Source organism: Vibrio splendidus, from assembly GCF_024347615.1.
GTDB lineage: Bacteria > Pseudomonadota > Gammaproteobacteria > Enterobacterales > Vibrionaceae > Vibrio > Vibrio splendidus.
Window position 1 is genome coordinate 1113362 of the sequence record NZ_AP025508.1, and the last position, 12740, is coordinate 1126101.

Annotated in this window: 13 protein-coding genes; 8 read left to right on the top strand and 5 right to left on the bottom strand. The window is 44.5% G+C overall.

What is annotated here, in order from left to right; genetic code table 11:
• Positions 1–12 precede the first annotated feature (12 nt).
• The gene (locus tag OCU90_RS05015) at positions 13–1356 is read right to left on the bottom strand and encodes a sigma-54 interaction domain-containing protein (RefSeq protein WP_061022787.1); all 1344 of its coding nucleotides are present in this window, start codon (positions 1354–1356) and stop codon (positions 13–15) included.
• Between the two features lie 288 nt (positions 1357–1644).
• Here OCU90_RS05015 and OCU90_RS05020 point away from each other — a divergent pair, with 288 nt between their 5' ends.
• The 3 genes from OCU90_RS05020 (at position 1645) to OCU90_RS05030 (ending at position 4838) form a co-directional block, all read left to right on the top strand.
• Complete coding sequence (locus OCU90_RS05020; protein WP_054546797.1) at positions 1645–2202, top strand: DUF1439 domain-containing protein; 558 nt, start codon at positions 1645–1647, stop codon at positions 2200–2202.
• 226 nt (positions 2203–2428) lie between these two features.
• Entirely contained in the window at positions 2429–3991 is a 1563-nt protein-coding gene (locus OCU90_RS05025) for a glutamate synthase-related protein (RefSeq protein WP_050622089.1), read from the top strand.
• 325 nt (positions 3992–4316) lie between these two features.
• Entirely contained in the window at positions 4317–4838 is a 522-nt protein-coding gene (locus OCU90_RS05030; protein WP_029222248.1) for an NADPH-dependent FMN reductase, read from the top strand.
• Positions 4839–4948: 110 nt separating this feature from the next.
• Here the strand turns inward: OCU90_RS05030 and OCU90_RS05035 are convergent, their stop codons facing one another.
• Positions 4949–5761 carry an enoyl-CoA hydratase/isomerase family protein gene (locus OCU90_RS05035; RefSeq protein WP_061022785.1) on the bottom strand — a complete coding sequence of 271 codons (813 nt, stop codon included), beginning with the start codon at positions 5759–5761 and terminating at the stop codon, positions 4949–4951.
• A gap of 130 nt (positions 5762–5891) precedes the next feature.
• Here OCU90_RS05035 and OCU90_RS05040 point away from each other — a divergent pair, with 130 nt between their 5' ends.
• Together OCU90_RS05040 and soxR are read left to right on the top strand one after the other, a co-directional pair.
• Positions 5892–6851, top strand: a complete 960-nt coding sequence (locus OCU90_RS05040) for a LysR family transcriptional regulator (protein WP_012604456.1) — start codon at positions 5892–5894, stop codon at positions 6849–6851.
• A 152-nt stretch (positions 6852–7003) separates the two neighbouring features.
• Entirely contained in the window at positions 7004–7444 is a 441-nt protein-coding gene (gene soxR / locus OCU90_RS05045) for a redox-sensitive transcriptional activator SoxR (protein ID WP_017087167.1), read from the top strand.
• 17 nt (positions 7445–7461) lie between these two features.
• On the opposite strand, the gene OCU90_RS05050 is transcribed toward soxR, so the two are convergent.
• Entirely contained in the window at positions 7462–8226 is a 765-nt protein-coding gene (locus OCU90_RS05050) for a carbohydrate deacetylase (protein WP_061022835.1), read from the bottom strand.
• Between the two features lie 176 nt (positions 8227–8402).
• Complete coding sequence (locus OCU90_RS05055) at positions 8403–9731, bottom strand: 6-phospho-beta-glucosidase (RefSeq protein ID WP_061022783.1); 1329 nt, start codon at positions 9729–9731, stop codon at positions 8403–8405.
• A gap of 104 nt (positions 9732–9835) precedes the next feature.
• Between OCU90_RS05055 and OCU90_RS05060 the strand changes: the two genes are divergently transcribed.
• The 3 genes from OCU90_RS05060 to OCU90_RS05070 all read left to right on the top strand — a co-directional run bounded on the left by OCU90_RS05060 (position 9836) and on the right by OCU90_RS05070 (position 11751).
• Positions 9836–10720: a LysR substrate-binding domain-containing protein gene (locus OCU90_RS05060; protein WP_061022782.1), complete on the top strand. Its 885-nt coding sequence runs from the start codon at positions 9836–9838 to the stop codon at positions 10718–10720.
• Between the two features lie 76 nt (positions 10721–10796).
• Positions 10797–11177, top strand: a complete 381-nt coding sequence (locus OCU90_RS05065; RefSeq protein ID WP_004736381.1) for a VOC family protein — start codon at positions 10797–10799, stop codon at positions 11175–11177.
• 172 nt (positions 11178–11349) lie between these two features.
• Entirely contained in the window at positions 11350–11751 is a 402-nt protein-coding gene (locus OCU90_RS05070) for a globin family protein (protein WP_054541749.1), read from the top strand.
• A gap of 66 nt (positions 11752–11817) precedes the next feature.
• Here OCU90_RS05070 and OCU90_RS05075 read toward each other — a convergent pair whose 3' ends face one another.
• Positions 11818–12378: a porin family protein gene (locus tag OCU90_RS05075; protein WP_061022780.1), complete on the bottom strand. Its 561-nt coding sequence runs from the start codon at positions 12376–12378 to the stop codon at positions 11818–11820.
• Positions 12379–12740 lie beyond the last annotated feature (362 nt).

Below are 12740 nucleotides of genomic sequence, written 5' to 3' on the forward strand. Positions count from 1 at the left end.
TAGCTAGGCGACTTAAATTACTATCTGATGTTTTTTGATCAGCTTGTACAAGGTTGTCCGAGAAATAGACAACGCTTTAGCAGATTGGGAAATATTGTAGTGGTGTTGCTGAATCACTCGACGAACATTTTTTGAAGAAAGTTGAGTGTCACTCTCAGTATCGGGCGACGCGTCTTTTAATTGAATCCCCATATGACGAGTAGAGAGGGCGCTTGAGTTAGAAAGAACAATCGCTCTTTTTATGCAGTTGAATAACTCTCTGACATTGCCTGGCCAATGGTACTGTTTCATTTGCTCAAGGGTGTCACTAGGCAGTTTGGTTTTGGATGCGTAATTGTGCTTCAGTTCAAATCGAACCAAATCTTCAATGTCTTCTTTGTGATCATTGAGTGGTACTAGGTCTAATGGAAGTACATTGATGCGATGAAAGAGATCCTTTCGAAATTTACCCGCAGCAACGGCTTGTTCGATATTGACGTTGGTGGCGAAAATCACACGGCAATCTACGGGCAATTGGTTGTTACTGCCGAGTCGCTCTATCAAGTTATTTTCTAGAAAGTGGAGTAAGTAGGTTTGCAGCGACAGTTCAAGGTCGCCGATCTCATCCAAAAATAGTGTGCCACCATTCGCTCTTTCCACGTGTCCGACGTAGCGTTTGTTTGCACCCGTGAACGAGCCTTTTTCAAAGCCAAATAACTCTGAGTGAATCAGGGATTGTGGAATTGCGCCACAATTTACAGCGATGAAAGGTTTTTGACTGCGGGCTGAGGCCTCATGTATTAAACGCGCACATAGGCTTTTTCCTGTTCCGGTTTCCCCTTGAATTAGCACTGGAAAATCGTTGTTAGCGATCTTGGCTATCTTCTTTTTAAGTTGCTGGATGGTTCTGGATTGTCCCACCAATTGACATTCATGGCACGAGGCAGACTTAGGTTTAGTTTGCTTGGGGTCGACCATGCCATACGCATGGCCTAAATTTCGACAAAGCCATTCTGTATCAATAGGGAGGTGGTAATAATCCCAAAAGGTTTGCTTAATGAGCGATAAGTTGCGGCTTGGTGGTTGGTTGCAGATAGCGATTGCTTTTAAATTTGGAGAGTGAACCTTCAGCGTTGATATTTGCTCACATTGTTTGTCGATTGAGGATGATGTTAGACAAGAAACCACAATTGGTGCGTAGCTTTCGCTGCGTGTATCGAGTAAGTGAATGGCCTGTTCGGTTGTTTCTGCAACTTGAGCTTCCCAGTTATGGAGACGCAGTTCTCCAACCCACTGACTATGGTGCAGGCATGCGGTGTTGCATAACAAAATCACAGAACGAGTTATTGGCTCAGGTGATACTCTTTTTGATGGCATTGTGCTCACTCTTCATGTTTCGATATCCATGATGAAACCTTCAGTAAGCCCCCTAAATATCCCATAAGCTTAGAAGCAAAATTCAATTAATTCGAGCACACAAATCTGATGGCGTTTGGCTGACAAGTGTCATTATCTCAAGCGGGAAAGCCAATCTGGTGCTTTACTTACTGATATTTATGCTTATTAATTAAAGGTATTCACGAATATCGTGTTTTTACTGTTTTGTTTATTGATGATCACACAGTAAACTCCGCGCTAATCACTAACGATAAAGAGCTGATATTGATGATAATTAACGTAGCAAAAAAGTTCATTTTGGCAGCGTCTGCGCTGGTGCTAGGTGGTTGTGTGAGCTATAGCGTGACTGAACAAGAAATGACGAACTACCTTCAAGATTCGGTGATGTTAGAGCAAGAAGTGGGTGTACAAAACGTTATGTATGCGCAAGTCGCTGTCGATGACTTAGCGGTGCAAATTGGCCGAGCTGATGCCGAGCGTGTGTCTGTTCTGGCGAATACCAATGCACAAGTTCAGGTGTTTAACGTGCCGAACATGAGGTTGGATCTTGATATCGAGTTCAGTGCGATTCCTGAATACGACAAAGAGAGTGGCGAGATTTATTTGAAATCACTGCGTTTAGAGCGCTTTGAAGAAAAAGATAAACAGCTTTCGCCTGAGGTCGCCAAACTACTTAAGCCTGCTGTTTCTATGATTGGCTTTGCTTTGTCCCAGTCACCGGTTTACAAACTGGACAGCAACAAGGTTCAAGAGTCATTGATCAAGTCATCGGAACCTAATCTAGTGATTAAAGACAACAAGCTGGTCATCGAGTTATTTGATTAACCCTTCCCGTTTAGCTGACACTCAGATTTAAAACACAATGGCTGCCGATTTGGTGGCCATTTTTGTTTGTGTTGAATCAGTAAGATTTCTGTTTTTAGACTGTCTATTCAGCTTGTTTTCTCTGGCTTATTTATTGAATTAGCCGCGTATCTCACCTTTACTTTACTCTTGTGAGCAAGTCATCGCTTCAGTCATCAAATCATAAGAAAGAAAAGGTGAGCGAACTATGAAGAATCCAGTAATAGCGGATAACAAACCCGTTAAGGTCGAGCTAACAGAAGGGGAGGAGTATTACTTCTGTACCTGTGGGAAATCGAAAAACCAACCGTTTTGTGATGGTTCTCATGCAGGAACGGGCTTCAAACCGAAGAGTTTCGTGGCCGAGGAAACCGGTGACGCTTACCTGTGCCGCTGTAAGTATTCAAACAATCTCCCATTTTGTGACGGTACCCATAAACAGTTTACGGCTGAGCAAGTGGGCCAAGAAGGCCCTGATGTTCATATCCAAGCGGCAACGCCCGATCTCTCACCTGCGGCTTCTGCAACCAAAGAGGAGCCCACGGTTGAGTTCATTCATCAATTAGCACGAGATGGCTTATCCAAAGTGGGCCACCATGGGCCAATGACTTCAATGGGCGTCCCAAGATATCTATTACCTCACTGGGATGATATTCAAGTGATGGTTGCACAAATGGCGACCAAACCGTTATTGGAACATGTGCCCGTCGGTACTGAGCTTATTATTGGGCCAAAAGCGAAAAAGCCGCTTAAATTGAACATCTCTTTATTTGTGTCTGATATGAGTTTTGGGTCGTTATCTGAAGAAGCGAAAATTTCTTTAGCGACAGGCGCGGAGCTGGCGGGGACGGGAATTTGCTCGGGTGAGGGCGGAATGTTACCCGAAGAGCAAGCGGCCAATTCTCGCTACTTTTATGAATTAGCCAGCGCACAATTTGGTTACGATGAATCTAAGCTCAAAAATGTCCAAGCCTTCCATTTTAAAGGTGGGCAGGGTGCTAAAACCGGAACAGGCGGTCACCTACCGGGTGCGAAGAACATTGGCAAGATAGCAGAGGTGCGCGGTATTGAAGCGGGTACCGCCGCGATTTCCCCACCCACCTTTGTTGATCTAAAAACCGTCGAGGATTTCAAAAATTTCGCCGACCGGGTTCGAGAGGTGACAGGCGGGATCCCAATTGGCTTCAAGTTGAGTGCCAATCATATTGAAGAGGATATTCAGTTCGCATTGGATGCCAGTGCCGATTACATCATCTTGGATGGTCGAGGCGGTGGTACTGGGGCGGCGCCAGAAATGTTCCGTGACCATATTAGTGTGCCGACCATTCCAGCGCTTGCCCGTGCCAGAGCCTATCTAGACAAGCAAGGCGTAAGTGACAGAGTCACCTTAATCATTACTGGTGGGCTTCGTGTTCCAATGGACTTCGTAAAAGCGATGGCGCTTGGTGCAGATGGTGTCGCTATCTCGAACAGTGCCATGCAGTCGATAGGTTGTGTTGCTGCCCGAATGTGCAACACCAATAATTGCCCGGCGGGTATCGCGACTCAAAAAGCCGATTTACGCCAACGGTTAAATGTAGAAAAGGCATCGAACCAATTGAAGAACTTTTTCGAAGCCTCGACTGAATTGATGCAAGTGATGGCGAGAGCGTGTGGTCATGATCATTTGAATCAGTTTAACCCTCACGATTTAGCGACGTGGAATCGCGAAATGGCCGAACTATCTGGAGTCGCTTACTCTGGTGTCAGTTCACTAAATCAACTTAAGTAAATAGTATTTCGATAAAGCACACTCACTGTATTTTGGGTGTGCTTATTTTTGTCTGTGTAATGCTAACCTATGTTTAACCTTTCGTAATTAACTGCTTTATAAGTGTTTTTAAATTATTTCCTATTTTTTGAAAATATCGGTTTACCTCAAGTTAACTTAAGGTTTTATCATAGTCCTCAATCTAAAAACACAATCTATCACCTTGTCGCCTAGTGCAGGTTTTGATGTTATCAAACAGACGTTACGAATCTTCAGTTATGAACTTTGAGCTCCGTAATTGAAGTCATGAGTGCATAAAGGTGAGAAAAATGAACAGGGGTCAACAATGAAAGTATTAGCGATTGGCGCGACCAACAGTAAAGCATCGATTAACCAACAATTGGCAGCGTACACCGCAAGCTTAGTTGAGGGCGCACAAGTAGAGGTGCTCGATCTTAATGATTTCGAGATGCCCATTTACAGTGAAGACAGAGAAAAAGAGTCTGGCGTTCATCAACACGCGCAGCGCTTTTTTAGCAAGATTGGCGAAGCAGATGCTGTGGTCATCTCTTTTGCAGAGTACAACGGTTCATACACCGCAGCCTTTAAGAATGTGTTTGATTGGACATCACGAATCGACATGAAAGTGTACCAAGGCAAACCTGTTGTGATGCTCTCCACATCACCAGGCCCAGGTGGCGCAAGCTCTGTGTTGTCGTCTGCGGTACATTCTGCACCTTACTTTGATGCTGATGTGAAGGGCTCGATGTCGGTACCAAGTTTCTACGACAACTTTAATGTAGAAACGGGAGAGATCATCAATGCCGAAATAGCAGAGAACTTGAAATCGATCATGAGTCAGATCTAACTGCTTCAGTGAGTGAGATAATTAATAAATCGGTGCGCAGATAAATAGATAAAAAAATAGATACATACAAAAATGGCCATCAAGCGATGGCCATTTAATTGCGTCATTGTCTATTGTGATAACTCTGCTGCGGTGTCAACGAAGATACCTTGAATGTCTTTCGCTTCACGCTCAGTTTGACCACCGTGTTTTAGAAACGCACCAATAATTGCTGCGGTTTTTTGCTCTTTTGCGCGCTCTAAGAAGTAACGCAGTTCTAGCTCAGCGCCCGCTTGCTCATCTTTGATTGAGGCTGCGATGATCTCTTTGTACATCACGATATCACGTACTTCTAATTGACTGATCACACCGAGTGTCGCTGCTAAGAAATCCTCTAGCTCAGCCTTTGGTACGAACTGCGTAATGATGTTACGGCTTTCTGCTTGCTGAGCCGTAAAATCGTTACCAAGCAGCAAAGCTTGTAGCGCTTTGTTTTTGCCCATGAGTCTTGCGAATTGTACTGCGCCTTGGCCACCCGTTGGGATGTTTACATGAATTTCTGGTTGTGCGAACGCTGAGTTTTCAGTGCCGTAAGCAAGGTCACACGCCATTACAAATTCATTACCGCCCCCGCGAGCTACGCCATCAACCACCGCGACAGAGACTTGTTTCATCGCTTTAATGTTCTCAATCATGTGGTTGAATTCAATCGAACCGGCTTGTCCACCTTGTGTACCGTTGATCACATTGAGATCTAGGTGAGCCAGAAAGAAGCTCTCATGTAATGATTTAAAGACCACAACCTTAGTATCACGATCATCTTTCAATGAAAGTACAAAGGCATTGATCTCGTTGATCAAGTCGAAAGTCAGCACATTCACTGGTGGGTTGTTGATTGATACCGTTGCGATGCCATTTTGGTTAGTCACAGATAGTAGTGTCATGGGGTGTTCCTCTATTAGGTCGGGACTGGATGTTGTCTCCGTTATGTGCAGCTACTATAGATTTGTAATAAGATGAGAAAAACAGTCATATTGGCACTTGATTGGTGCTTTAAATGCAACAAAGGGCGTTATGGATATATCGAGTCGTTTATTATTGTTACTTGAAGTGGTTGAGCTGGGTTCGTTTGTCAAAGTGGCGGAGCAAAGAAACGTCGACCGTTCCGTTATCTCTAAACAGATCAGCCGTCTTGAGGAAGAGCTTGATGTTCGGTTATTGAATCGCACTACTCGTTCGTTATCTCTGACAGCCGCAGGCAATGAGATGGTCAATCAAGCACATCAGCTTCGTGCACTGTTGAACGATACTCGACGCTTGGCGCAAAACTATCATGCAGAGCCTCGAGGATTATTAAGAATCACCAGCTCTACTATGTTTGGTCGACAATATGTTCAGCAGGCGATAGCGGTTTTCCAGAAGCAGTATCCAGATGTTGATTTTGAATTGAGACTCGAAGATCGAATCGTCGATATGGTTAAGGAAGGGTTTGATATTGGCTTCCGTATAGGTAAGCCCAAAAACTCTAGCCTAATCAGCCGTAAGATAGCCAGAAGTCGATTGTTGATTGTCGCTTCACCTGAGTTCATTGCTCAGCATGGCGAGATCAACACCATCGAAAAGCTGGAGTCATTACCTGCGACTATCTATGCCGCTCCGGGTTTGTTGATTGATAAGTTTTCTTATGTCGATCAAGAGGGGCAAGCGCAGCATTTTCAGCTTAATGCCGCTTATAAAGTGAATGACGTTGAGATGATTTCCAAGAGCGCTTTAACCGGCAGTACTCTCGCCGTCGTCACGGCGCAGATGATTGAAGATGAAGTGCTCAGTGGAGAGTTGGTGCCTATTATGACTCACTTAAACTTGGATGACTTTGGCACTTTCTATGCGGTGTACCCACATCGAGATGCACCCATAAAAACCAAGCTCTTCATTGATACATTGAAAACCATTGTCGGTGAAGATAAACCTGTGTGGGAGCAAGGCATTCCCGGGTTTGACGACATGTATGGTAATCAGAGAACAAAATCATAGCTCAGAGAATTAATACGTTAGGTTTCTTTGTTCAGCGTATTTTGTAACCTAGCCCAAACCTAAATTTGAACCAAAACTTCAAGTTAAAGTGAACTCTATTATACTGGTCATTATCAGGACGAAAAGGCTATTCAAACAGGAAGAGAAAGATCATGAGAAACATCGTATACCTCAGTATCGGCCAGTTGGCAGAGCGCAGTGGCGTGGCTCCTTCGGCGTTACGTTTTTACGAAACCAAGGGGTTGATTGCTTCAATTCGTACTAACGGAAATCAGCGTCGATATCAGTCGGCGATGTTGAGACGAATTGCTTTGATACAAGTCGCGCAGTCGATAGGCTTCACGCTGGAAGAGATAACCGAAGAGTTATCGACACTGCCGATGAACCATACCGCGACTAAGCGAGATTGGGAGCGCGTTGCTAAGAAGTGGCAGGGGCAACTCGACAGTAAAATGGCGCAGATTAAATCGCTACAAGAGAACTTAACCGGCTGTATCGGTTGCGGGTGTTTGAGTATGCAGAAATGCCACTTGTTGAACCCTGAAGATATTTTGCATGATCAAGGGCAGGGCGCACAACGGATCGTTGAGTAGCCCTGAATTAATGTATCTTATCTGAGATCGTCGAATCCAATGCACTCAATCTGATGGTCAGCCAACCACTGTTTTAGCGCAGGGCTAGTGAGAAGTTGATGCTCTTCGACGCGTTTATCACTATAGCTTGATAGGGACTTAAGCTGTTCACTTGCCACTGATGAAGGGTGGCACATTAACTCAAGCACACCGTCAGGCATCATAGCTTGGTAGCTCAGCAATAAATCTTGCAGGCCATTAAGCGATACGCCTTCGTCAAAGAAACGCATATCGAAAGCGTCTGGCGTTGGCACTCTCAGTGCATCTTGGCCACTTAGGATGTTATCGATTCTTCTAACTGGCAGACCAATGCGATTCACTGTGCGGGTAAACGCTGCTTTTAGAGGTTTAAACACACCACCAAAGTGATGGCTGTCGATATGGTTAATCTTTAAACCGGCATCGACAGCGGCTTGATATTGCGCGTTGAGTTCGAGCATCACCTCACCTTCATCCACATCTGATTTATCGAACAGGGTGACGTTGCTAAAGAAGTGTCCGTGTTCGTCGACTAAGCTCGGAACCTGCTCTGGTGAAGTCAGTGGTTTGCCTGCGGTGACCGTAAAGTGCAAGCCAACTTCAGGGACTAAACCTTGATGATAGAGCTCAATCGCGTGCTGTTTACCCGGTTGATTCATCATGATGGTGGTCGACTTAACCAACCCCGCCTTGAAGCAGTCAACGATGCCGTGGTTCACGCTCTCAGTGAGGCCGAAATCATCGGCGTTGAGTATCAATTTCATCATGACCTATTATTAAAAGATTTGGATTCAATATCTTGAATTAGCTCTGCTGTCATTGAGCTCATTAGCTTGTTATCACCGAGCTTATTAACTGTTATCACCGAGCTTATTAACTGTTATCACTGAGCTCGTTAGCTGTTATCACCGAGCTTATTAGCTGCTAACAAAATGCCACATTAAGCGAGTCGATGAGCGAACGCAGGCATGAAGTCTAAGTTCTCGCGAATGGTTTCTTGCAAAGCCTCGTCGATATGCGAACCACTATCGACGATAGGGTTTAAGATCAGAGCACGTTTTGCTGTTGCAGTGTCCCCCGTCATCGCCGCTTTAACGGTCAAGGTTTCAAACTCTTTCATCTGCTGAATCAAGCGCAGCGTATCGCTATCAAAAGGTTCAACGTTCAGTGGCAGGATTGCACTGCTGGTGATTACCGAACTTACTTCTACCGCACAGTCATCAGGTAATCCTTGAATCGCACCATTGTTGCGAGTGTTAACGTGCATGATAGAACGTTTGTTATTGTGAATACTGCTCATCAGCTCACAGGCCGCTTCAGAGTAGTAAGCACCGCCTCGTTCTTCTAACAATTTAGGCTTGGTATCGAGCATGGGATCTTTGTAGATCTCTAACAACTGTTGTTCAACCTTGGCAACTAAGTCTGCGCGATTGGTGCTGTTTTCAGACGCAGCAAACTCTTTGTCTAAGATGTCTCTGGATTGGTAGTAGTAACGTAGGTAAGCACAAGGAACGATGTTCAGAGAACGAATCAATTCAGCGTCCCACTCAAAAGGAGGAATGTTCTTTGGCATCATTTGATCGTTACCACCAAGGAGTTGTTCGATGAGTTCTGCCAACTTGTCTTCACCTTTATGAAGCACCTTACGAGCCCACACTAGATGGTTTAAGCCAGCGATCTGCATCGTGACATCTTTACGCTCTGCACCGAGCATTTTCGCCGCGCCTAGCTCCATATTGACGGGAACGTTACATAGACCAACGGTTTTAATGGTTGAGTGCTTAATCAGTGCTTCCGTTACCATGCCTGATGGGTTGGTGAAGTTGAGTAACCACGCATTCGGACACAGTTCTTCCATCTCTTTCGCTATATCGAGTGCAATCGGAATGGTTCGGCACGCATTAGAGAAGCCACCCAAGCCATTGGTCTCTTGGCCGATCATGCGATACTTCAGAGCAATCCTTTCGTCACGTAATCTTGCTTCCATTCTTCCTGCGCGAAATTGTGAGCAGACAAAATTAGCGTCTTTCAGGGCTGATTTTCGATCTGTGGTGAGGTGAACATTAATCTCACAGCCTGCTTTGTTTATCATTCGCTTGGTGAGCGCCGCGATTATCTCTGCTTTTTCCATGCCTTGTTCGATATCGACCAACCACAGATCAGAGATAGGTAATTCGTGATGGCGCTTGAGCAGTCCTTCAATGAGCTCTGGGGTGTAGCTTGAGCCACCACCAATCACGGTTACTTTGAGTTTTTGTTTCTGTTGCATGCTGTTCACCATTTTATGTTGTAGATTACTTGGTTTAATTTATATGATGGTTACATACACCGACAAACCAGTTATGACGACTTATGAATTAGTGGGGTTAATGCATGGGGCTATTCGAAAATCGCCAACAAACATTGTCACTGCTGCACACCTTTAGTGTTGCGGCTAAACATTTAAGTTTTACACTTGCCGCCGATGAGCTCTTCTTAACTCAGGGAGGGGTCAGCCATCGGATCAAAAAACTCGAACAACAAATGAAGTTCAACCTGTTTGTGCGCAAGACAAGAAAGCTCGAACTGACGCCAGAAGGTCAGCGCGTGTTATCCATGTTGAACGTCTCGTTTGAGTCTATCTTTTCCGAACTCATGGATATTCAAACGGGTGAGCTAAGCGGGGAGTTATATATCGCGACATCGCCTTATTTCGCTTCCTCGTGGTTGATGCCGCGCTTGCCAGAGTTTAGACGCTTGTATCCGAATCTAAGCATCAAACTGCAAACCAAACAGAGCCAATCAGACTTCCAGTTTGAACCTTATGACGTGGCAATTTTCTATAGCGAAGGCCATTACCCAAACCATTATAGCGAGCGATTATTCAGTGGAGTAAGAACCCCTGTGTGTAGCCCTGAATACGCGAAACGCTTCAAACTAGACCAAGGCATTCAACACTTAGATGACGTTCGTTTCATCCACAGTGGCGATATTACAGCGTGGCAACGTTGGTTGTATGAAGCTCAAAGTGATACCAACTGCGCGCTTCAGTGTGACTATTACAGCGATAACCGCTTGGCGATGGATGCGGCGATATTATCGATGGGGCTGGCATTAGGGCGGTTAGAGTTTATGACACCGCAGATTGAACAAGGCTTGTTGGTCGCGCCTCTTATGAGCATTGAATCGGGCAAAGGGTATGATTTAGTGTGTCCGAAAGGCATGGAGCAACGAACTAAGTTTCAGGTGTTTGCTCAATGGGTTAAGCAACAGTTGTGACCGAATAGCATGCCTAGACAAACACGAATTATAAGTCTAGTTTAGGTGGTTCTTTCAATAAAAGAAGAGGTTAGTTATGTTCAGCCATGTTTTTCTCGGTACCGAAGATATTGAACGCGCGAAGGCTTTTTATGACCCAATCATGAAAGTGCTTGGTTATAGCGAAGGTTCTGTTGACCCTAAAGGGCGCTGTGTTTACGTTAGCCAAACGGGTGTGTTGGGCTTAACGAAGCCGATTGATGGTCAGCCTGCGACTCACGGCAACGGCATGACGGTGGGTTTTCTTGCGTCTTCTCCTGAAGTTGTAGATGAGTGGCATCGGATTGGCGTCGAAAATGGCGGTACCAGCATTGAAAACGGGCCCGGAGCGAGAGGTTCTGACGAGCGTCGCTTGTACATGGCTTATTTGCGAGATCCTGATGGAAACAAGATCTGTGCAACTCACTTTATGCCATAGTTCGCTTTATGTCATAGTTTACGTTATGCCACAGTTCGCCTTATGTCATCGTTCAAAATATGCCACAGTGGCGTATAATTAGAGTGTGTTGATAGTTTGGAGTTAGTTTATCGCTGCTCTGAACTAACCTGTTATTTTAAAAACCTGCTGACTATTGCAAAGGACTTGCTAGATGAAACCGAATGAACTGTTTTATGAAAGCTTTGAGCGCTGCCGGATTGACCAAGAATTTTTGGAGAGCTTTCTGGCGGATTTTTGCGAGCATAATCCAAGGTTTTCAGAACGTTTTGAAAAGATAGGGTTAGAGCAGCAAACCAAGATGCTTAAAGCCTCGATCATTCTTATCTATAATTCTTCTGGTCTGCCGAGCGTACGTAACTCAGTAAAGAAATTGGGTAAAAGGCATAAAGACTTAGGACTGGATATTTCCGAGATTGAGCTCAACGAGTGGTTTAATTCGTTACTCAATACGGTTAAAAAATACGATCCTCACTATGATGAAAGCGTTGAACAAGCTTGGACAGAAACTCTCGAAGCTGGCTTAACTATCATGAAGAAAGAGTGCGTAGTCTGAACCAAAATGTGTACAAAGTAAGCCACGAATCATATGTGGCTTACTTTAGTGTTATCCGTGACTAGATTAGAAGGTAAAGCCGGTTTGAATACCCAATGCTGAATCCTTGGTGTACCAACTACTTGAACCACCGAACTCATACCAATCAAACCCTACGCGAGTCAGTAGCTTAGAGTTGCCAAAGATCGGCTTTGCTGACTTGTATTCTGCGCCGATACCGTAAGTTAAGCCAAAATCACCATGAGACCCTTTGTGGACTTCATTATTATCGCTAGATAGGAAAACCAGTTTGGTATCTGAGTGTGCGTAAAAAGCGCCCGCCTTACCATAAACAGCGAAGTTTTCGCTGAAGCTGTGCTTATACATAGGTGTTAATGAAAGCATTAAAGAATCGAACTCTTGCTTTGTTTGAAGATCCTTTTCATCAGTGCTAATAACAAGCAACGTTGATTCAACATACCACTTGCTTTGCATGGTTTGGCTACCAAATGTGAATTGGCCACCGACATCGCCATCATCCATCCCGAAACCGCCTAGTGCATACATTTCATTTGATGCAAAAGCTGAAGTTGATGCGATGCCGGTAACTGAGGCAATCGTAAGAGCCGCTAAGATTAATTTTTTCATTGTTTCCACTCTGGTTTGTAAATTTCGGGAGAGGATTCTAGCGATATTTTCAAAATAAAAAAACACTGTTCGAATAGGGCGGGAAGGATTAAATGAAGATTAAATACCTCAAGATATAAACCTGTATTTCCATGAACTAAAATTACAATTTTTTAGATAGATTAAATGAACGATGTGCAGGCGTTACTCTATGATTTTATGGGCTTTCCTTGAGGGAGGGCGGTGCATGTTTCACGAAGAAAAACCTCTGGCAATAGAGAGCACCACCAGAGGTATGAATCATTTGAGGCGTACGTTTTAATAGAAATTAAATCCAAATGAGCAATATTGGGTTGGCCTAGGTTCTAACACGTTACGATAAT

Bases quoted from the DNA above. Each gene is read 5' to 3' on its own strand.
- OCU90_RS05015 (WP_061022787.1), bottom strand. From the start codon at position 1,356: ATGCCATCAAAAAGAGTATCACCTGAGCCAATAACTCGTTCTGTGATT.
- OCU90_RS05020 (WP_054546797.1), top strand. From the start codon at position 1,645: ATGATAATTAACGTAGCAAAAAAGTTCATTTTGGCAGCGTCTGCGCTG.
- OCU90_RS05025 (WP_050622089.1), top strand. From the start codon at position 2,429: ATGAAGAATCCAGTAATAGCGGATAACAAACCCGTTAAGGTCGAGCTA.
- OCU90_RS05030 (WP_029222248.1), top strand. From the start codon at position 4,317: ATGAAAGTATTAGCGATTGGCGCGACCAACAGTAAAGCATCGATTAAC.
- OCU90_RS05035 (WP_061022785.1), bottom strand. From the start codon at position 5,761: ATGACACTACTATCTGTGACTAACCAAAATGGCATCGCAACGGTATCA.
- OCU90_RS05040 (WP_012604456.1), top strand. From the start codon at position 5,892: ATGGATATATCGAGTCGTTTATTATTGTTACTTGAAGTGGTTGAGCTG.
- soxR (WP_017087167.1), top strand. From the start codon at position 7,004: ATGAGAAACATCGTATACCTCAGTATCGGCCAGTTGGCAGAGCGCAGT.
- OCU90_RS05050 (WP_061022835.1), bottom strand. From the start codon at position 8,226: ATGAAATTGATACTCAACGCCGATGATTTCGGCCTCACTGAGAGCGTG.
- OCU90_RS05055 (WP_061022783.1), bottom strand. From the start codon at position 9,731: ATGCAACAGAAACAAAAACTCAAAGTAACCGTGATTGGTGGTGGCTCA.
- OCU90_RS05060 (WP_061022782.1), top strand. From the start codon at position 9,836: ATGGGGCTATTCGAAAATCGCCAACAAACATTGTCACTGCTGCACACC.
- OCU90_RS05065 (WP_004736381.1), top strand. From the start codon at position 10,797: ATGTTCAGCCATGTTTTTCTCGGTACCGAAGATATTGAACGCGCGAAG.
- OCU90_RS05070 (WP_054541749.1), top strand. From the start codon at position 11,350: ATGAAACCGAATGAACTGTTTTATGAAAGCTTTGAGCGCTGCCGGATT.
- OCU90_RS05075 (WP_061022780.1), bottom strand. From the start codon at position 12,378: ATGAAAAAATTAATCTTAGCGGCTCTTACGATTGCCTCAGTTACCGGC.